Raw genomic sequence first — 20,419 nt, 5'->3', positions numbered from 1 at the left:
AACGCCCAGAGGCGTCACGACCGAAAGCCGGGTCAAATCCCGGATCAAATGGGAGGAAGAAAATGCACGATAAACAATTCAAAAAGGAAATGCTTGCCGAAAGTGCCCAGGCGTTCCGGGCTGGCCGTATGGACCGGCGCACGTTTCTGGCGCTTTGCGGTGCTTCGGGTGTTGCAATGAATGCGGTACTGGCAGGCGACGCCCAAGCGGCGGCAGACCATGTCGTGATGTGGAATTGGGGCGGCCAATCCGAAGAATGCCATGGCTCGGCCATCGGTGAGGCCTTTACCGCCAAAACCGGCAAAGGTTTGAAATTTGACACCTCTGGTCCGTTGGAAGGTAAGATCAAGGAAATGGTCGACAGTGGCAATGTGACTGCCGACGTGGCGGATGCGGACTTGTTCAACGCCGTGTCACTTGGACCAACCGGCCACCTGGAGCCGATTGACTATTCCGTGGTGTCCAAGGAGAAAACGCTGCCCGGCTATGCGTTGGAATATGGGGTGTCGATCATCCTCTACGGGTATGCCTTTGTGTATGACACCGAAGCCTACGGCGACAATCCACCGCAAAACTGGGCCGATTTCTTTGATACCGAGAAATTCCCCGGGACCCGAGCGCTCTACAAATGGGCAAATGGGTCGCTCGAGGCCGCATTGATGGCGGATGGAGTCGCTGGCAGCGATCTCTATCCGCTCGATATGGATCGGGCCCTGAACAAGATCCAGTCAATCAAGGATGACAGCCTCTATTGGGGCTCGGGATCGGAAGTTCACTCTATGGTGGTCAACAACGAGGTCTCGATGGCGATCATCTGGCAGAACCGGGGTCGCAACATCGAAAACGACACCGATGGTCAATACAAGCTGGTGAACAATCAGGCGATGGCGATGCCAGGGGCATATATCGTGCCCAAGGGCAACCCGGCGGGTGCCGCTGTCATGGAGTTCATCGCCACGGCGCAAGACATTCCGGCGCAGTTGGCACTGTTGGATTGCCTAGGCATGACACCATCGAACCCCGAAGCCTTTGGTCAGATTCCTGAAGACCAGCAACCTTATGCGATCACCTCGGCCATGAACATCGACAAGATCGTCTACAATGATCCGGAGTGGTGGGGCAAAAACGGCGGCGACGCGGTGAATGCCTTCCTCGAAGCGATTAGCTGACCACTCAACCTTCTGGTCGCCTGATCCGCAGTATCGGGCGGCCAAACCCCTCTCGAAAGCTTTGGATGCAAGCCTTAAACCGTCATATCCACCCAGGATGGCTGATCATCGCGCCCTTGATGCTGATGGTCGTCGCGCTCTATCTCGGGCCGATCTTGAATATCCTTTGGCTGAGCGTAACAGACCCTGAGCCCGGGTTCAGCAACTATGCCAAGCTGACGGAGGGTGATGCGTTGATCCGGATTGTCTGGACCACGGTTCGCATTTGCATCATCACAACGCTCTTCAGCGTCATATTCGGCTATTCCATCGCCTATGCGATGGTCCACTGCCACCAGCGCCAGAAGACCTATATGCTAACGCTGCTATTGGTGTCCTTCTGGATATCCATTCTCGTACGCACCTTCGCCTGGCTCATGCTGCTGGGACGCAAAGGATTGGTCAATGTCACGCTTGAGGACATCGGCCTGATTGCCGAACCCGTCGCCTTCATGCGCAATGAGTTGGGTGTTCTGATCGGAATGGTGCATTACATGATCCCCTATGCGGTGTTGCCACTGCTGGTCTCGATGCAATCCATTGATCAGAGGGTGATGGACGCTTCGCGCAACCTGGGGGCCAGCGGAAGCCAGACATTCTGGCGCGTCTACCTGCCGATGACCATGCCGGGGCTTGTGGCTTCGACCCTGTTGGTCTTCATCCTCAGCCTTGGGTTTTATGTGACCCCGGCGGTATTGGGCGGCGGCAAGGTGCTGATGGTGGCGGAATACATCTCGGTTCAGTTGCTGGTGACCTTGAAATGGGGCACGGCGGCGATGTTGGCGGCCATTATGCTGATTGGTGTTTTGGTGATGCTTTGGATCATGTCGCGGTTCATGAAACTGAGCACGGTGTTCGGGGGGGCAGCGCGATGAAGCCGGGCCTTTTCTCGTTTTTCAACCGGGTGGGAGCCTGGGTGCTGCTGTTGTTTCTGGTGACCCCGGCCCTGATTGCCATCCCTGTCTCACTTACGCCGAAACGCTTTTTGTCCATGCCACAGGGAGAGTATTCTCTGCGCCATTTCGAGAAGCTGTTCACCAGTGAGGAATGGCTTTCGAGCTTTTTCCAAAGTGGCGTAATTGCCGTTTCCTGTTCCGCGCTGGCTACGCTTTTGGGCACGCTATGTGCGATCGGGCTGTGGCGGGTTTCGTCGCGATATAGTGAATTGGTTCGCGCCTTTCTGCTGCTTCCATTGATCATACCGCAGATTATTTCCGCCATGGCGTTTTATCGGCTATGGATCCCTCTGGGTCTATTGGACAGCTACGCCGGTTTGATACTTGCACATACGATCCTGGCGGCCCCTATGGTGCTGATCACGGTCAGCGCGTCCTTGGCAACGTTTGATCCTAAGCTTGAACAAGCCTCCAAGAATCTCGGGGCCTCTAACTGGACCACCATGCGCCGGGTGATCCTGCCTTCGATCAGGCCGGGGGTTTTTGCCGGGGCGCTTTTTGCCTTTATCCTCAGCTGGGATGAAATCGTAGTGACCTTGTTCATCTCGAAATACAGCGTCTACACGCTGCCGCGCCGCATGTGGAACGGCATCCGTGAAAACACCGATCCGACAGTGGCTGCCGCTGCCGTGATCCTGATTGCCATCACCCTGATTGCCTTTGCCGTTTCTGCGATTCTGTCGCGGCGAAACGCACGGGCTCAGGCAGAATGATTGAGGCTGACATGAATCTGGAAACCAGTCACGAAACAGAGCTTCTGGTTAGCACTGTTCGCCGATTTGTCGAAACAGAGATGTATCCGCATGAAGAAGAGGTGGACCGCTTAGGCTATGTGCCCGAGGAGATCGGCCGCCAGATTGAGGCGAGGTCGCATGAATTGGGCCTCTTCGCCTGCAACCTGCCCGAAGAGGTCGGTGGCGGAGGGCTGGGATATGGGCCCATGTCCCTGATCGAGCGGGAATACGGCCGTACAAGCCATGCGCTACAAAGCTGGGCGGCGCGCCCGACGGAATTGCTGATGGCTTGCGAAGGAGACCAGCGTGAGCGATATTTGCTTCCTGCCGTGCGCGGTGAAAAGCGTGAGCTCTTTGCCTTGACAGAGCCTGACGCAGGTTCGGATGTCATGGGGATGAAGACCAATGCGATACGCGACGGGGATGACTGGATCCTGAATGGATCCAAACACTTTATCTCTGGTCCCTGCATGCCGGATTTCGCGATTGTCTTTGCTGCAACTGGTACAGATGAAACACCACGCGGCCCACGCAAACGGGTGACGGCTTTTCTGGTCGATGTGGGCCTGCCGGGGTTCGACTGCCGCGAAGGGACGCATTGCGTCAGCTATCGCGGTTACAAGACTTTTGAGTTGAGTTTCGACAATGTGCGTCTTGGTCCGGACCAGATCCTGGGCGAAGAGGGTCGCGGGCTTGAGCTGTCGGGAAAGTGGCTCGGCATGGGGCGTATCTGGGTCGGCGCGACCTGCTGCGGTAAGGCCGAACGCATCCTTGACCTGGCGACCGAGTGGGCCGCAACGCGCAAGCAATTCGGTAAACCGATCGGTACGTTTCAGGCCACCGGCTTCCGTTTGGCGGACGGTGCGATGACGTTGCGCGCGGCCGATCTGATGGTGCAAGACGCCGTTGCACGTGCCGAAGCGGGTGTCATGGGTGATGCAGATGCGGCAATGGTCAAGGTTTACTGCTCAGAGATGCTCAACAAAATCGCCGATGATGCCGTTCAGATTTTTGGTGGCATGGGATTGATGGAGGAAATGCCGATCCAACGGTTCTGGCGCGATAGCCGATTGGAGCGGATTTGGGACGGCACCAGCGAAATCCAACGCCACATCATCACCAGGTCCATCCTGAGGCCACTTGGCGCATGACGCCGGCGCGGCGCGAAAATCTTGAGCGTCTCTTAAAGCCGCGCCACATCGCGTTTATTGGTGGACGTGATGCGACCATTGCCGTGCGCGAAGCCCGCCGGCGTGGATTTCAAGGGCAAATGTGGGCCGTTAATCCCAAACGCGCCGATCTGGATGGCGTGGGCTGTGTTCCCAGCATCTCGGACCTGCCGGAGCCACCTGATGCCGTCTATCTCGCTATCCCTGCGGCCGGGGTGACTGATGCCCTGAGAGAATTGGAACAGATGGGTGCAGGTGGTGTCGTTTGTTTTTCCGCGGGCTTCAAGGAAACTGGCGACATACAATCGGAACGAGATCTGATCGAAGTCGCCGGAGATATGGCTCTGATCGGCCCAAACTGCTATGGCATGATCAACTATATCGACAATGCCGCTCTTTGGTCATTTGAACATGGCGGCTGGTCGCCGGGATACGGTGCAGCGATCGTTACCCAGTCCGGTATGTTCTCATCCGACATCACAATGAGCGCGCGTTCCTTGCCAATGGCCTATATGGTTTCTGCAGGCAATCAGGCGGTCTTGGGGATTGAGGAATTCCTGGATGCCTTTGCTGAAGACCCGGCTGTGCGCGCCATTGGATTGCACATCGAAGGGTTGCGTGACATTGCTGCTTTTGAACGCGCCGCGCTGAAAGCCCTGGATCGGGGGGTTCCGGTTGTCGCACTGAAGACCGGCAATTCCGCCATTGGGGCGACTCTGACGGTCAGTCACACCGGCTCTCTGTCTGGTTCGAGCGAGCTTTATCAGGCACTGTTTGATCGCACCGGGGTGATCGACGTCACCAGCCCGTCGCAGTTTCTGGAAACACTGAAGTACCTCTGCGTAGCAGGCGCGCCGCAAGGCAGGCGTGTCGCTGGCTTTACCTGTTCTGGGGGCGGGGCGACGATGCTGGCAGATCACTCGGAAAGGATTGGTGTGTGCTTTCCCAAAGTGGGCTCTGCAGGGCAGGAAGGCCTGACCAGTTTGCTGCCTGAGATCGCGACGGTTTCCAACCCGCTGGACTATACGACCCCGATCTGGGGACAGGGCGATAAGACTTACCCGGTTTTTGCCACGGCGCTATCGGCCCTCAACGCGGATCTGGCTGTTCTGGTGCAGGACTACCCGGCAGAAGGGTTGGACGCGTCCAAGATCTACTACCAGAACGATGCTGCAGCTTTTGCGCAGGCCGCTCAGGAACACTCCGTCCCGGCAGCGATCTGCGCGACCCTACCTGAAAATCTTGATCGTGGGACCCGCAGACATCTCATTGAACTGGGGGTTGCGCCTATGCAGGGTATTCACGAGACGTTGAATGCCATGCGTGATGCTATTTGGTGGTCCGAAGCAAGGGCGCGGACAAGGATTGACCGGCCTGCTGCCTTGCGACCCGGTGCAACTATACAGAACCCAATGGTATTGACCGAAGACAAAGGTAAATCCTGGCTCAGGCAAATGGCTGTTGCTGTGCCAAACGGACATGTCTGCAATGCGGCCGAGGCAGCTGGCGTTGCGCAGGATATCGGCTATCCGGTCGCACTGAAAATGATGTCACCAAGCTTGCCTCACAAGACCGAAGCGGGCGCGGTCGCTTTGGGGGTCAAGGATGCAGAGGGGCTGTCTTCGGCGATCAAGGCAATGACGGCATCGGTTGCGGCGTATGACCGCGCGGCGGTGACGGATCGCTTCCTGATCGAAGCCATGTCGCCCAAGCCGCTTGCAGAGCTGATCGTCACGCTGCGTGCTGATCCGCAATTTGGTCCCAGTTTGGTCATCGGTAGCGGCGGTGTTTTGACCGAATTGGTCCGAGATGCGCGCACTGTGTTGTTGCCTGCCTCAAAAGACGAGATCGAGCGCGCATTGTGTTCGCTCCGTGTAGCTCGCTTGTTAGAGGGGTACCGGGGCAGTCGACAGGCGGACATTCCACGAATTGCGGATGCGCTACACCGGTTGTGCACTGAATTCCTAAAGGCGCGCGGCGAGGTCGCAGAAATCGAGATCAACCCTATGTTTGTCTACCCAGATCACATCGTCGCCGTTGATGCCCTGATCCAGGTGCCCCGGTCATGAGCAGGAATAGGATCATACCCAATCCCGATCTGGCTGTTGGAGACGACAACAAGCAGCGGTGGAACCAGCCGGAATTTCGCCGGCATGGGTTCCACAATGCATATCGGCTGTTCCGCCGATGTCTCATGGTGCGTTCCAGAGAGGTTTTGCAGCTGGAAGCCGCCGAGCAGAATCTGTGCGCCCGAGTGCCTGAACTGGCACAAATGCTTGCCCATCCGGCTTTCTCTGCGTTCTGCTGTTTAAAGAATGACCAGATCATTCTGGAAAAAGCCGCAGATGATTTTTCGACCTCAGCGCCGCATTCCATCCAGTCAGTGACAAAGCTACACATCCACTTAATCATAGGTCGTCTGCTTGCACAGGGGCTGTTGTCATTGGACGCGCAGGTCCGCGACTATCTGCCGGGTATCGGCAGCGGGTATGCCGAGGCCAGCATTCAATCTCTGCTCGATATGAACGTCGATAACGACTTCACCGAGGATTATGCTGACCCCGATGCCGACTGCTATACTGAAGAGGTCGCCTTGGGTTGGCGCTTGCCCGGCGTGGGTGAAAAGGAAATCACGCTTGCGGAATTTGCGGCCTCGATTACTGGTTTCAGGGCAAACTCGGGGGTGCGACAAGCCGATTATAAATCCGCGAACACGGATGTCCTGACCCTGATAGCGGCCAAGGTTTCGCCCATTCCAATGGCTGAGCAAATCGAAGAGATTGCTGATGCCGCAGGATACGAGGGCGCGTTTCACATCAGCCTCAGCAAGGACGGGCACCCAGCGTTTTCCGGTGGCGGTTGCCTAAGCGTGCGCGACCTCGCGCGGTTCGGGTTGCTACTGGCGCGGGAAGGCCGCGACCTGCACGGTCGACCTATGGCCAACACCGGTTTCCTGCAAAAAACTCTGATCCGCCGCGCGCCAGCGATGACACCACCCAAGAATTGGCTCAAGTACTCAAACCAGACCATGACCGACGGTCGATTAATCGGTCATGCTGGCTATGGAGGGCAGTTCCTCATGGTGGATATGGTCACCGGCACCAGCTGTGCATTCTTAAGTGTGCTGGAGAATGACTCGGGTTACGATGACACCTATATGGGAGAGCTGGCCACAACGCTTCGAGACGTCTGCCTTTCTGTCATTTGACTGGTTTGCAGTTGCTGAGCTAAGTGTCAGCGGGGAAGACGCCGATTGGCCGCTTTGCAGTCCTTGACTTGGGCCGAATCTTCTAGAGCGATCCGACCCATGGCTTCGATCATCCAGTTTCGATCACCTAAACTGAACTTCTTCTCAGCGCGGCATTTACGTCTGTCGGGATATCCTGCCGAAGTTGTCAACAAGGCATGTCGCGGGTGTGACTCAACCCGCCTGAAGTCGCTTATCGCGGAGCAATTGTTCCAAACAACAGCGCAGGTTTGTGACCCGTCCGTCCCGACATATTGCACTGCACGCGGAGGCAAAATGATTTTTGGTTGGCCAAAGGGTAAATAGAACTTCGATGTTTAACTTCTGGTTCTGGGTTAAGAAGTTTTGAACAAACGGAGATTATCACGCATGGATATTGAAGGACTATCTGCGATCGTGACCGGGGCAGGATCAGGACTGGGGCTTGCTACTGCACAGGCGCTCAGCAAAGCCGGAGCACGAGTTACCTTGCTGGACCTCGATGAAGTTCGGGTAAAAAACGCGGCAGCGGAAATCGGCGCGCTTGGCATAGGTTGTGATGTTATCAACAGTTCTGCGGTCGAGGCCGCTTTGGATCTGGCCGAAGACCGGAGCGGACCAATTCGCATAGTTGTCAACTGTGCGGGCATCCCCGGCGGTATGCGACTTGTCGGACGGGACGGTCCAGTTGATATGGAAGCTTTCGCGAGGGTGATCAACGTCAACCTGATGGGAACCGTCAGCGTCATGACGAAATGCGCAGCCCGGATGATGCAGCAGGAGCCGCTCAATCAAGATGGCGAGCGCGGGATTATCATCAACACAGGCTCGATTACTTCAATCGAGGGTCAAATTGGGCAGGGGGCTTATGTGGCTTCAAAGGGCGCGATTGCCAGTCTGACATTGCAGGCCGCCCGTGAATTCATGCCCCGCGGAGTGCGGGTCATGACAATTGCGCCCGGATTATTTCGCACTCCGATCGCTGATCATATTCCGCAGGAGGTAATCGACGGGATGCTAGATGGCCGGATGTTTCCAAACAGGTTTGGCGAGCCCGCGGAATTTGGGCGCCTTGCCGTTAACATCATCCAAACCCCAATGCTGAACGGCGAGACCATTCGTCTTGACGCAGGCGTGCGGCTTCAAGCCGGATAGGTCTCTCGAATGCGCTTGTTTTCGAGGTCGTTTTCTGACGTCTCGATCAGCCACTCGCGAAAATTTTGGGCATCAGGATGGTCGCGATCCGCTTCCGGTGCGATCAAGTAGAAAGCCTCCTGCAGGGGCGCTTCGAGCTCGAAGGGTTCAACAAGTCGTCCGCGCTCGATCTCGACGCCGCACATTGAGGACCGTGCTAAAGCTACACCGCCACCACGAGAGGCAAACTCGAAAGCAAGCAGCGAGGTGTCGAACTGTAACCCCTGTCCCGAGTTGACACCGCTTGCCTTTGCATAACGCAACCAGTCAGCCCAACCCTCCTCGTAACCGAGCACGTGTAGCAGGCGATGGTGGGCAAGATCATCTGGTTTGCGGATCGCTTTGGAACCCTCAAGCAAAATTGGAGAGCAAACCGGTTTGATCACCTCCCAAGTTAACCGGTCGGCTTTGTATCCTGGCCACTTCCCTGTGCCGTATTGGATATCGAGATCAAACCGCTCATTGTCGAACTGATCTCCCCATACACTTGAGACCAGACGCACTTCAGTGTCCGGGTGGCGGTCAAAGAATCCCTGAAGTCGCGGCGCGATCCAGTTAACTGAATACCCGACCGGCGCCCGCACGGTCAGGACTTCGGAGCGCCGCAGGCCAAACACTTCCTCGGTTCCCGCGGCCAGGCGTTCAAAGCCGTCTCTGACCTTCGGTAGATAGGCGGCGCCCACTTTGGTCAGGACCAGACTTCTGGGTTTGCGCTCAAAGAGCGGCTCGCGCAAGTAATGCTCCAGCAATTTCACTTGTTTGCTGATCGCTGCTTGTGTCAGGTTCAGTTCCTGCGCCGCATGGGTAAAGCTCAGATGCCTGGCCGACGCTTCGAATGCGCGCAGCCAGGTCAGGTGGGGAAGTCGCCGTGTGCTCATGGCCAACTCAAGCATAATTTCAGTTAGGTTATAGATAGATTATCCATCGCTTGAACGCCAAGAGAATCTCGGTGCAGATTGACGTTGAGACAATATGGAGCTGACGACTTGCAACCAGAAGATACCTTGGGATTAGACCCGATTAAGCTGTCGCGCATCACCAATTGGATGAACGCCCATGTGCATGACGGACGCCTTTCTGGTCTGGCTGTGCAAATATCCCGCCGGGGAAAGATATGTTTTTCGGAGCGTGCGGGATTTGCCGATGCAAAGTCGAAGCGGCCTGTATTACCTGATACTATTTGGCGCATCTATTCGATGACCAAACCTGTGACCTCGCTCGCCCTGCTTATGCTCTACGAAGAAGGGGCGTTTCAACTGGATCAGCCTGTTTGCGACTTTCTCCCAGATTTCGCAAACCCGCAGGTCTGGAAGGGTCCTGGTCACGCTCTGAACGAGACCGAGCCAGCTGACCGGGGTATTACAATCCATGATCTTCTCACACACCAGGCGGGGATCGTCTATGGTGATCCGCAGGGAAACGAGCTGGAGCGTGCCCTTTCGGATAGCGGTCTCGACTTTGACAGAGGTCTTACGACGATGGCGAAAGCTGTTGAAGTGCTAGCGAGTTTTCCCTTGGCCTTTCAGCCGGGTGACCGTTGGTTTTATGGCCTTTCGACGGATGTTCTCGGCCATTTGATCGAGGTTATCAGTGGTCAGCCTCTCAGCGAATTTCTTAAGACACGGATCTTTGATCCGCTCGGAATGGTGGACACAGGCTTCGCCGTATCGGCCGATAAGTCTGGCCGCTTGGCCACGCTCTATGACCGCGCGCCAGGCGGCTTTGTTGCTTCTGATGATCAGAAAGGTTTCATTGCGCCGGTTACCTTGGAAAGCGGGGGCGGTGGGTTGCTCTCCACAATGGACGACTACCAGCGTTTTGCAACGATGCTTCTTCGGCGCGGCAGATGTGACGGAGGCAGGTTACTGGGGCGCAAGGCTTTTGATCTAATGGTATGCAATCACATGGGCGGCGATTTGGCGAGCCGGGGACAGGCTCATTTCAGCGAAACTACCTTTGAGGGGGTTGGCTTCGGACTCGGTGTGTCGGTGATGTTAGACCCGGCGCGGGCCAAGATCATCGGCTCACCCGGTGAATTTGCCTGGGGCGGTATGGCCTCGACCGCCTTTTGGGTGGACCCGATCGAGGAGATGACTGTGATACTTATGACGCAGCTAATTCCTTCGAGCGCCTATACCCTGCGCCGTGAGCTGAGAGTTCTGAGTTACCAGGCGCTGGTGGACTGAGGCGACGTCAGTCCAGGGGCAGGTTCGTCTGGGTCAAATGGCAAGCGATGCTCAATCCACCGGGTAGGTCATGCAAAGGTGGAGTCCGAGTATCACATGTTCCCGCAATGATATGGGTGCAGCGGTTGGCGAAGGGGCAGCCCCGCGCACCGATTTCGACGCTGCCAGCGCTAGCCGCCTTTGCCTCGCTTGTATCTGCCACGCCTTCCAGCCAGCCTTGGCGCATCTCGGGCACCGAAGATAGCAACAGCTTTGTGTAGGGGTGAAAAGGCGGGCGAAAAACCGCTTTTGATGGTCCCTTTTCGACGACACGTCCGGCATACAGTACAACCACCTCATCGGCGAAAGAAGCTACGGTGGAAAGATCGTGACTGATAAACATGTAGGCGACGCCCAGTTTGTCCTTCAGCGATTTCAGGAGTTCGATCACACCTGCGGCCACCACGGTGTCCAGCGCCGAAGTCACCTCGTCACAAAGGATCACCTTGGGCTCGGCGGCAAGCGCGCGAGCGAGATTAATGCGTTGTTTTTGCCCACCAGACAGCTCTCCGGGATAGCGGGAGGCGAAATCGCGAGGAAGATCGACCAGTTCCAAGAGGTCGCCGACCTTCTGCGCGCGTGCGCGCCCCTTGAGGTTCAGATAGAATTCCAGAGGACGGCCCAGGATATCGCTGATCCGTTGCCGAGGGTTTAGCGCCGTGTCAGCCATTTGAAAGACGATCTGGCAATCCTTGAGCGTTTCAATCGACCGATCCTTCACTGCTGGAGCGGCGGTATTGCCATCGAGTTGGACTTCTCCGCCCTTTAACGGTGTGAGGCCCGCAACAACTCGGGCAAGTGTGCTTTTTCCACAACCACTTTCGCCAATTACGCCCACGACCGAAGCGGCAGGTACATCGACCGATACATCAGAGAGAATGGTCAGAGCTCCATAACCCGCAGTCACGTTCCGTGCCGAAATCACCGGCCTCTGAGTCAGATCTGTCTCCACGTGTTTCACCAAGTGTGGAGCAGGACGGACAGCCTCCATCAGTGTGCGAGTGTACTCGTGCTGTGGGTGATGCAAGATCTGATCCGTTGTGCCTTCCTCGACCATCTCGCCGTTTTTTAGCACTAGAATTCGGTCAGCCACCTGCGAGACTACGGCGAGATCATGTGTGACATAAATCGCGGCGGTACCCTGATCGCGGATAATGTCCTTAAAGGCTTTCAGCACCTCGATCTGGGTCGTTACGTCAAGCGCAGTGGTGGGTTCGTCGAGTATCAGAAGGTCGGGTCCACAGGACATGGCCATTGCAGCCATCAAGCGCTGCAACTGACCGCCCGAAACCTGATGTGGAAACTTGTCGCCGACGGTTTCCGCGGCGGGCAAGTCAAGTTTGCGGTAAAGCTCTATTGCATTCGCGGTTAGAGTTTCGGCATCTCCGGTGCCATGCCAAAGAGGTGCCTCGACAACTTGCTTGCCGATCCTAAGCGCAGGATTGAAGCTGGCTGCCGCCGATTGTGCCACGTAAGACACTTCGTCCCCGCGCAAGCTGTGGCGGTCGCGTGGGGGTAATTTCATAATGTCCCGTCCGTTCAGCCAGACTTCACCCCCTGAGATGCGACAGCCGGGGCGGGCAAAGCCCATTGATGCCAGAGAGATCGTAGATTTGCCCGAGCCGCTTTCGCCAATGAGTGCCAACACCTCGCCCTTGGCGACGCTCATGGACACGCCCTTGACAATTGGCACATAGTTACCGCCTGGGGGGCGTCCCTCGACGCGCAGGTCCTTAATGGTCAGAATGTCGGTCATTGGTCGATCTTCTCCAGAACAGTTTCGCCTTGCTGGCGCTGTTGGAACCAGTCAACAAGCAGGTTCATGGAAACGGTCAAGGAGGCAATGCATGCAGCTGGTATAAGCGCTGCGGACGAACCGAGGAACAGCCCACCCACGTTTTCCTGCACCATGAGCCCCCAGTCGGCCGCAGGTTCTTGCACTCCTAGGCCAAGAAACGACAGGCCCGAAAGGAACAGGATCGAAAAGGTGAATCGAAGGCCAAACTCGGCAATCAAGGGGGCCATGGAATTGGGTAAGATCTCACGTGTCAGAATCCACCAGGTGCCTTCGCCCCGCGCACGGGCAGCCTCGACAAAATCCATAACGCCGATGTCATAACCAAGTGCTCGAGAGACACGGAATACGCTGGTCGAGAGGACCAACCCAACAGTCAGAACAAGCACTGTGATAGAAGTACCGAAGGCGCCTATGACAACCAAAGCCAATAGGGTGGAGGGGAAAGCCATGAATGCCTCGACAACGCGGCTTACTACGATATCGAACCAGCCTCTCAGAATCGCGGCGGCAAAACCGAGTGCGACGCCGAATAAAAAAGAGATCATGGTGGTGACAAGCGCCAGCAACAGCGTTGTACGTACTCCATAGATCAGGCGGGACAATACATCTCGTCCCAGCTTGTCAGTACCCAGCAAACCGCCTTCGCCTATTGGTGCAAAGGTCTGGCCTGAGATGATTTCGGCTTCACCATGGGGTGCGATCCATGGCCCAAAAAACGCAAGGATGAGCCAGAACAGCAGCACCGCGCCGGCAATACCTGCAGTCCAGGTCAGGCGCAGGCCCGCAAAGACGGAGGCCCGGGGAGTGGGGATATCGGTTGCTTCGCTCATTTTGGGTACCTTAAGCGCGGGTTCGCCATGATGGACAGGACGTCGGCCAGTAGATTCAGAAGGATATAGACAGTGCCAAAAATCATTGCACAGGCCTGGATGAGTGGAATGTCCCTCAGAGTGACACCGTCGACCAGAAGCCGCGTTAAGCCGGGTACGCCAAACACGGTTTCAACGATAATGACACCAGACACCATGTAACTCAGATTAAGTGCAATAACCGTGAAGATCGGCGACAGCGCGTTAGGCAGCGCGTGGCGCAAAACCAGCCTACGCTTGGGCAAGCCCTTGAGTGCTGCCATCTCCAAGTATGGGGAGGTGAAGATGTTGATGACGGACGAACGTGTCATCCGCATCATGTGCGCCAGAACGGCAAAACTGAGGGTGGCCACGGGGAGAGCCAAGGCCCGGACATTCTGCCAGAAATCAAAGTAGGGCCGCGTGTTGGCCGACGCGGAGAGCCACTTTAGTTCGACTGCAAAAACTTTCATCAGAATGAGACCAATGAAGAATTCAGGCACTGCAATCAACGCAAGTGTGGTCATGGCAAGAGTTTTGTCGATCCGGCCACCGGCGCGCATCGCAGACCAAAGGCCAAGAGCCAAAGACATCGGAACCGAGATTGCCGCTGCCAAAAGCGCAAGCCGCAGAGTGTTCCACATACGGCTTTCTATCATGTCAGCCACAGGTCGCTTGGTGGCCAATGATGTCCCCAGATCCCCTTGAATCATACCGCCCAGCCAATCGAGATAACGCACTACTGCAGGGCGGTTGAGTCCCATCTCTTCGCGAAGCGCGGCAAGCGATTCTTCGGTGCGGCTTTGTCCTAGAATGGCTTCAGCAACGTCGCCCGGAAGGATTTCCGTCGCGCCGAAGATAATGATGGAAGCAAGGAGCAAGGTTAGTAAACCCTGAGCCAGGCGGGTCAGAATAATTCGGTACACCTTGGTCCTCCCTTCAAGGCTTCCGGCATATTCGGCGCAAGCTTGAAGCGAGACAAACAACCATAGCGACCAGATTGGGGTCGTTTTGGTTATAGCAAAGGCATGTGTATTCTTTTGTTTGGGCAAAGACCGAGATTTTGTTGTTTGTTCCGCAGGGCTGGAGAACGCAAAGACTGGGGCGATCGGAGATGCCCATGACTGCCTATTCCTACCCATTGTTGATCAAGCAAATCCTCGCCACGCCGCTGGCAAACACGCCAGATCAGGAGATCGTACACGCCGATACGAAGCGGTATGACTACCGCACTTTTGCCAGGCGCGTCGGCCAGGCTGCAGGGGCGTTGCGCTCACTTGGCGTGGGTGAGGGTAGCGTTGTGGCCGTTCTGGATTGGGACAGCCATCGGTATCTCGAGTGTTTCTTTGCTATTCCGATGATCGGGGCCACGCTGCATACCGTGAACATCCGATTGTCGCCGGATCAGATCCTCTACACGATCAACCATGCAGAGGACGACGTAATCCTGTGCCACGTCGACTTTTTGCCACTTCTACTCGAGATCTCTGAGCGGATCGAGCGGCCTTGGCGGTTGGTAATCCTCAGCGACGATGGGGTGTTCCCCGAGGTGGAGTCCTCGGAAGGCGAGTACGAGGCCCTGCTGCAGCAGTGCGAACCGGAGCAAGAATTCCCGGATTTTGACGAGAATATCCGAGCGACGCTTTTCTACACGACCGGTACCACAGGTGATCCCAAGGGGGTCAGCTACTCCCAGCGCCAACTGGTTTTGCACACAATGGCGGTCGCGGCCGGGTTAGGCCCGGTACCTGGCGGCGGGCTGAACCGGAGCGATGTCTACATGCCGATAACCCCGCTGTTTCATGTGCATGGTTGGGGCATACCCTATGTCGCCACATTGATGGGCCTTAAACAAGTCTATCCTGGTCGTTACGATCCCGCCCGCCTGTTGGGGCTAATCGAAAAGCACGGTGTTACGTTCTCGCATTGTGTACCGACGATACTTGCGATGCTTCTGAATGCACCTGAAGTCGCGCAAACAGATCTCAGCAACTGGAAGGTCATCATAGGCGGTTCTGCTCTGTCCGAAGGTCTGGCAAGGCAGGCATTAGAGCACGGAGTTGACGTGCACGCTGCCTATGGCATGTCAGAGACCTGTCCGTTCCTGACAGTGGCGGACATGATGGCCACGCGGGACCCGCAAACACCGCTGAGCGCTCGGATTGCAACAGGAAAACCCGCGCCATTTGTGCAAATCCGTGTGGTTGATGGGGATATGAACGATGCCCCTCGCGATGGAAGGACGACGGGAGAAATTGTGGCGCGCGCGCCCTGGCTAACTCAAGGTTATCTGAAAAACGAGGCCGGGACGGAGGCACTTTGGCAAGGCGGCTGGCTGCATACTGGAGATGTCGGGTTCATCGACGAAACGGGCACGTTGCGGATCTCCGACCGGGTTAAAGATGTGATCAAGACCGGAGGCGAATGGGTGTCTTCGCTTGAATTGGAAAACCTAGCGAGCACCGTTGAAGGTGTGAGTGAAGCGGCCGCCATTGGCGTTCCAGACACGAAATGGGGGGAACGCCCTATGCTGATTGTTACCTGCTGTGATGAAACCGAAAAAACCTACGACCGTCTTCGTATGGCGTTCGATGTGGCGGTTGACCAAGGGGCGATTTCGAAATGGGCGATCCCAGACCGGATTGAATTTACCGACAGCTTGCCAAGAACGTCGGTTGGCAAACTGGACAAGAAGGCCCTTAGGGCCCGGTTCATCTAATAGGAAGGTTCGTGATATGAAAGATGTCGTTGTCGTATCAACCGCTCGAACACCCATAGGGTTGGCTTTCAAGGGTGCCTTCAATAACTCGAAGTCGCCGACACTCGCTGGACACGCCATACGAGCCGCCGTCAGTCGGGCCGGTATCGATCCAGCAGAGGTAGAAGATGTGGTGCTGGGATCGGTCCTGACCGCTGGGACTGCCGGCCTGAACATCGCCCGCCTGGCAGCGCTTGCAGGTGGTCTCCCGGCAACGGCTGCAGCCCAGACTCTCGATCGTCAATGTGCCTCGGGCCTGATGGCCATTGCCACAGCGGCAAAACAGATTTCGGTCGACGGAATGGGCATTGTCGTGGCGGGAGGACAAGAGAACATTTCCGCGGTGCAGGCCAGGTATTTCGACTGGGTCATGGACGAAAAAGACCCAGCCGTAGTCCAAGCCTCAGAGCACGCGTATATGCCGATGCTTGTAACCGCCGAAAATGTAGCGCGTCTGCACGGGGTAACTCGTGAGGCACAGGATGAATTCGCGGCACTGTCGCAAACACGCACGGCCGCCGCCCAGGCTGCAGGAGCATTCGACGATGAAATCGTACCTGTAACAGCGACCAAGCTGGTCAAAAACCGTGAATCTGGCGAAATTACCGAAGAATCCGTTACGGTTAGGCAGGACGAAGGCAACCGGCCGGGAACGACAATCGAAACGCTTGCGGGGCTGAAGCCGGTTGTTGAAGCCGGTGTCGTGACCGCAGGAAACGCGAGCCAATTGTCCGACGGGGCATCGGCCTGTGTGCTGATGTCGGCCCGTATGGCCGAACGGCGCGGCGTCGCTCCACTAGGCGTATACCGGGGCCTTGCTGTGGCAGGTTGCGCTCCGGAGGAGATGGGCATGGGACCAGTTTATGCTGTTCCAAAGCTACTGGAGCGTGCCGGATTGAAAGTGGATGACGTTGGTCTTTGGGAATTGAACGAGGCATTCGCAGCCCAGGCCATTCCCTGCCGGGATCAGCTGGGTGTTGACCCCGAAAGGCTAAACGTGAATGGCGGCGCGATTTCCGTCGGTCACCCCTATGGAATGACTGGCTCCCGGTTGGTTGGCCACGCGTTGATTGAGGCGAAGCGGCGCGGGGTTCGATATGTGGTCGTCACCATGTGCGTTGGCGGTGGTATGGGTGCGGCTGGGCTTTTCGAAGTCTGCTGACATTTCCATAACCTCAGTTATGGCAATGTCATGGAATCGGTTGTTTGTGTACAGGGTGCCGTCCGCTCAAACTTCGATGAACAGCGGGTGCAACCCGCATCGGTCATCTGGGAGGAAAAAATGTCCGACATCGATAGCTTGGTACGCCAATATAAGGCGGGATCGCTCAGTCGTCGCGGTTTTTTCAAACGCGCAGGCGCTTTTGGTTTATTGGTGCCCACAGCCAGCAGCATTCTTGCCCAGGCTGGTCCCGCATACGCTCAGTCGCCAACACGCGGTGGCTGGCTGCGGATCGCGCAGGGCAACACCGATGATACCCTAGAGCCCGTCAGGATGACGGATACTTCGGATGCAGTCTACGGCAATTGCGTCTACCAGCGATTGACTCGTTTGCTACCCTCGCTTGAGGTCGAAGGCGACGCTGCAGAGGAATGGAGTGTCAACGATGCAGCGACCGAATGGACATTCAAGTTGCGCGCTGGCCTAGTTTTCCACAACGGTCAGAACGTCACCTCAGCCGATGTAGTCGAAAGCCTGTCGCGCCACATTGCCGAGGGTTCGGAATCGCCTGCCAAGGCTCTGCTTTCGACAGTCACTGCAATCGATGCACCCGATGCTATGACCGTAAAGATCACCTTGTCCTCCGGCAATGCAGACCTGCCGGTGATCATGTCAGACTACCATCTGTCCATCCATCCAGCCGGGCACAGCGATTTCACGAATGCAATTGGCTCCGGCCCGTTCAAGGTGATGGAATTCATTCCCGGCGAGCGAGTGGTTTTCGAACGTTTCGAAAACTACTATGAGGACGGTAAGCCTTACCTAGATGGCTTGGATTTCATCCCTGTTCCGGACGCAAACGCAATGTTGAGCGCGTTGTTAGCGGGGGATGTAGACTCCGTATACGACGTTCCGGCCTTCGCTGTTGATCAGCTCAACTCCAACGACGCTGTGACGCTTCACAATACGCCGACTGGTTCGTTTACCAACATGGTGATGATGGTGGACCGCGCTCCGACAAATGACGCGAATTTCCGTAAAGGTGTCAAACACGCGTTGGACCGCGAACTTGTTTTGAACCAGGTGTTCAAGGGAATAGGTACTATTTCAGCAGACACACCGATTGGCCCGACCTACAAGTACTGGTGCCCGGACGTAAAGCCTGCCGAATACGATCCCGACAAGGCAAAGTTCTACTTCGACAAGGCAGGGGTTTCGGGCTTCGACCTCCATACGTCCGAGACTGCTGGGAATTCGGCAAACGACATTGCCTTGACTTTCCAGCAATCTGCAAAGGGAGCGGTAGATGTAAATGTGATAAAAACCCCATCGGACGGGTACTGGACCCACACCTGGATGCAGAAACCAATGACCATGTCGGGCTGGAACGCTCGACCTACTGTCGATGCCTTCCTGACCATCGCTCACATGAAGGGTGGCAGTTGGAACGAGACCATGTGGGGTTCTGACGAATTCGATTCCATGATCCTGGCGGCCCGCGCCGAATTGGATGAGGCAAAACGCGCGCAGATGTATTGCGACATGTTGCATATGATGAACGACGATGGCGGCTTTGTGAACGCCGTGTTCCAGAACCAACTTGAGGCAACAGCACAAAACGTTATGGGGTACACACCCCATCCGGTTGGAACTCTTGGTGGGTTTGGTCAGACTCTACGCAATATCTGGCTTACCTAAGGCTGCTTTCTCCCCGTCAGTGGCACCAGTCAACTGAACTTGGGTCGCCGGTTCCACCCGGACCGGCGGCCTTCTCTTGTCTCCCTTAAATCGCGATCAAGCCATGTTCTCTATTTCTCCGTCCACGCGTCTGCGCACATCACCCTTCTATGAGGCCACCTTGGCCGATGGTGTGTGTGCCATGACAACTTACAATCACATGTTGATGCCGACCTCCTATGGCAGCCCAGAGGAGGAGTACTGGCGCATCATCAACGATGTCTCGATGTGGGATGTTGCGGTAGAGCGGCAAGTGCAGCTAAAGGGCCCAGATGCCGGGCGTCTGGCGCAAATCCTTGCGCCGCGAGACCTGTCAAAATGCAAGATGGGCCAAGGCAAGTATGTTCCACTTTGCAACCATCATGGCGTGCTTATCAACGATCCAATCCTGCTGAAGCTGGACCAAGACCGCTACTGGCTGTCTATCGCGGACAGCAATATCTGGTTCTGGGCCGAAGCCGTCGCACGGGAGCGCGGATTGGATGTGGAAGTCAGTGAGCCTGATGTCTCACCTCTGGCCGTGCAGGGTCCCAAGGCGGAAACTGTGGTTGCCTCGATCTTTGGTGATTGGGTGCGAGACCTGAAATACTTCTGGTTCCGGGAAACCGAAATTGACGGTATTCCGGTCGCCGTCGCCCGGTCGGGCTGGTCCAAACAAGGTGGGTTCGAGATTTACCTGATGGATAGTGCCAAAGGCACTGCACTCTGGAACATCGTCAAAGAGGCCGGCCAGCCACACGGTATTGGTCCAGGGAACCCCAACTGGAGTGAGCGAGTCGAGAGCGGTCTCGTTTCCTATGGAGGCGACACCGATGGACAGACCAATCCCTACGAAGTCCGCATGGGCAAATATGTGGACTTGCATGTGCCTGACGACACGATTGGGATCGATGCGTTGCGCCGTATTGCGGATGAGGGGCCGAAACGGCATCAGTTGGGGGTTGTACTGGACGCTGGCAGTCCTGCAAATCCAGAATTCACTTGGAACGACATAGAGAAAGGGGGGGTAAAAATTGGTGATTTGACGACGTGCGCCTGGTCTTTCCGGATGAAAAAGAATATCGGCTTTGCTTTGGTCTCGGTCGATGCCGAACCCGGCGACAGGGTCACGGTAAAACGTGGCGCTGGACCGGTTGGCGGAACGCTTTGCGAGTTGCCTTTTCTCTGAGAGCACGACGGACCTGGTCACCAAAACGAAAGGGCAAATTCCGATTATTCAATGAACCGATGTGCTTTTCGTCGGGTCGCCCAACCCTTGTTGCCCCACACACTCATGTGGCCGAAGAACTCATCCAGATCTGCTCCATCGCCAGTGGTGCAGATCACCTGTCCGTCGTCAGGGATTTTGGGACAGATGGCGGCGTAATCTAAGAGAGGATCTGGCTCATCTGTCTGGATTGATTA

16 protein-coding genes are annotated in these 20,419 nt (G+C 56.3%); 12 read left to right on the top strand and 4 right to left on the bottom strand.

Annotation, left to right across the window (positions count from 1 at the left end; genetic code table 11):
- The first annotated feature begins 62 nt into the window (after window positions 1–62).
- The 7 genes from AC2FJB_RS19350 to AC2FJB_RS19320 all read left to right on the top strand — a co-directional run bounded on the left by AC2FJB_RS19350 (window position 63) and on the right by AC2FJB_RS19320 (window position 8,448).
- Window positions 63–1,169, top strand: a complete 1,107-nt coding sequence (locus AC2FJB_RS19350; protein WP_058279876.1) for an extracellular solute-binding protein — start codon at window positions 63–65, stop codon at window positions 1,167–1,169.
- A gap of 65 nt (window positions 1,170–1,234) precedes the next feature.
- Window positions 1,235–2,083: an ABC transporter permease gene (locus AC2FJB_RS19345; RefSeq protein ID WP_058279877.1), complete on the top strand. Its 849-nt coding sequence runs from the start codon at window positions 1,235–1,237 to the stop codon at window positions 2,081–2,083.
- On the top strand, window positions 2,080–2,877 hold the full coding sequence (locus tag AC2FJB_RS19340) for an ABC transporter permease (RefSeq protein WP_496720192.1): 798 nt from the start codon (window positions 2,080–2,082) through the stop codon (window positions 2,875–2,877). The genes AC2FJB_RS19345 and AC2FJB_RS19340 overlap by 4 nt, the downstream gene beginning before the upstream one ends.
- Before the next feature lie 11 nt (window positions 2,878–2,888).
- On the top strand, window positions 2,889–4,049 hold the full coding sequence (locus AC2FJB_RS19335) for an acyl-CoA dehydrogenase family protein (RefSeq protein WP_170463741.1): 1,161 nt from the start codon (window positions 2,889–2,891) through the stop codon (window positions 4,047–4,049).
- On the top strand, window positions 4,046–6,136 hold the full coding sequence (locus tag AC2FJB_RS19330) for an acetate--CoA ligase family protein (protein ID WP_496720190.1): 2,091 nt from the start codon (window positions 4,046–4,048) through the stop codon (window positions 6,134–6,136). The genes AC2FJB_RS19335 and AC2FJB_RS19330 overlap by 4 nt, the downstream gene beginning before the upstream one ends.
- Window positions 6,133–7,275, top strand: a complete 1,143-nt coding sequence (locus AC2FJB_RS19325; protein WP_010443828.1) for a serine hydrolase domain-containing protein — start codon at window positions 6,133–6,135, stop codon at window positions 7,273–7,275. Before AC2FJB_RS19330 ends, AC2FJB_RS19325 begins: the two co-directional genes overlap by 4 nt.
- A gap of 408 nt (window positions 7,276–7,683) precedes the next feature.
- On the top strand, window positions 7,684–8,448 hold the full coding sequence (locus AC2FJB_RS19320) for an SDR family NAD(P)-dependent oxidoreductase (RefSeq protein WP_170418330.1): 765 nt from the start codon (window positions 7,684–7,686) through the stop codon (window positions 8,446–8,448).
- Here AC2FJB_RS19320 and gcvA read toward each other — a convergent pair.
- The gene (gcvA, locus tag AC2FJB_RS19315; RefSeq protein WP_496714349.1) at window positions 8,436–9,380 is read right to left on the bottom strand and encodes a transcriptional regulator GcvA; all 945 of its coding nucleotides are present in this window, start codon (window positions 9,378–9,380) and stop codon (window positions 8,436–8,438) included. The genes AC2FJB_RS19320 and gcvA overlap by 13 nt on opposite strands.
- A gap of 93 nt (window positions 9,381–9,473) precedes the next feature.
- Between gcvA and AC2FJB_RS19310 the strand changes: the two genes are divergently transcribed.
- Entirely contained in the window at window positions 9,474–10,673 is a 1,200-nt protein-coding gene (locus tag AC2FJB_RS19310; protein WP_496720188.1) for a serine hydrolase domain-containing protein, read from the top strand.
- A gap of 7 nt (window positions 10,674–10,680) precedes the next feature.
- Here AC2FJB_RS19310 and AC2FJB_RS19305 read toward each other — a convergent pair whose 3' ends face one another.
- From AC2FJB_RS19305 to AC2FJB_RS19295, 3 genes are read right to left on the bottom strand one after another with little or no spacing between them, the layout of a single operon-like run.
- Entirely contained in the window at window positions 10,681–12,468 is a 1,788-nt protein-coding gene (locus AC2FJB_RS19305; protein ID WP_496720186.1) for an ABC transporter ATP-binding protein, read from the bottom strand.
- The gene (locus AC2FJB_RS19300) at window positions 12,465–13,340 is read right to left on the bottom strand and encodes an ABC transporter permease (protein ID WP_142638852.1); all 876 of its coding nucleotides are present in this window, start codon (window positions 13,338–13,340) and stop codon (window positions 12,465–12,467) included. The genes AC2FJB_RS19305 and AC2FJB_RS19300 overlap by 4 nt, the downstream gene beginning before the upstream one ends.
- Window positions 13,337–14,284: an ABC transporter permease gene (locus AC2FJB_RS19295; RefSeq protein WP_142638850.1), complete on the bottom strand. Its 948-nt coding sequence runs from the start codon at window positions 14,282–14,284 to the stop codon at window positions 13,337–13,339. Before AC2FJB_RS19295 ends, AC2FJB_RS19300 begins: the two co-directional genes overlap by 4 nt.
- Window positions 14,285–14,478: 194 nt before the next feature.
- Here AC2FJB_RS19295 and AC2FJB_RS19290 point away from each other — a divergent pair, with 194 nt between their 5' ends.
- The 4 genes from AC2FJB_RS19290 to AC2FJB_RS19275 all read left to right on the top strand — a co-directional run bounded on the left by AC2FJB_RS19290 (window position 14,479) and on the right by AC2FJB_RS19275 (window position 20,183).
- On the top strand, window positions 14,479–16,077 hold the full coding sequence (locus AC2FJB_RS19290; RefSeq protein WP_246097267.1) for a fatty acid--CoA ligase: 1,599 nt from the start codon (window positions 14,479–14,481) through the stop codon (window positions 16,075–16,077).
- A gap of 16 nt (window positions 16,078–16,093) precedes the next feature.
- On the top strand, window positions 16,094–17,278 hold the full coding sequence (locus AC2FJB_RS19285; protein ID WP_142638846.1) for an acetyl-CoA C-acyltransferase: 1,185 nt from the start codon (window positions 16,094–16,096) through the stop codon (window positions 17,276–17,278).
- Between the two features lie 120 nt (window positions 17,279–17,398).
- The gene (locus tag AC2FJB_RS19280) at window positions 17,399–18,976 is read left to right on the top strand and encodes an ABC transporter substrate-binding protein (RefSeq protein ID WP_185956725.1); all 1,578 of its coding nucleotides are present in this window, start codon (window positions 17,399–17,401) and stop codon (window positions 18,974–18,976) included.
- A 103-nt stretch (window positions 18,977–19,079) separates the two neighbouring features.
- Window positions 19,080–20,183: a glycine cleavage T C-terminal barrel domain-containing protein gene (locus AC2FJB_RS19275; protein WP_170418349.1), complete on the top strand. Its 1,104-nt coding sequence runs from the start codon at window positions 19,080–19,082 to the stop codon at window positions 20,181–20,183.
- Window positions 20,184–20,419 lie beyond the last annotated feature (236 nt).

It is taken from the genome of Ruegeria sp. CDSC085 (assembly GCF_059610465.1).
The sequence above is the reverse complement of the archived record's forward strand: the minus strand, read 5'-3'. Positions and strand labels throughout refer to the sequence as shown.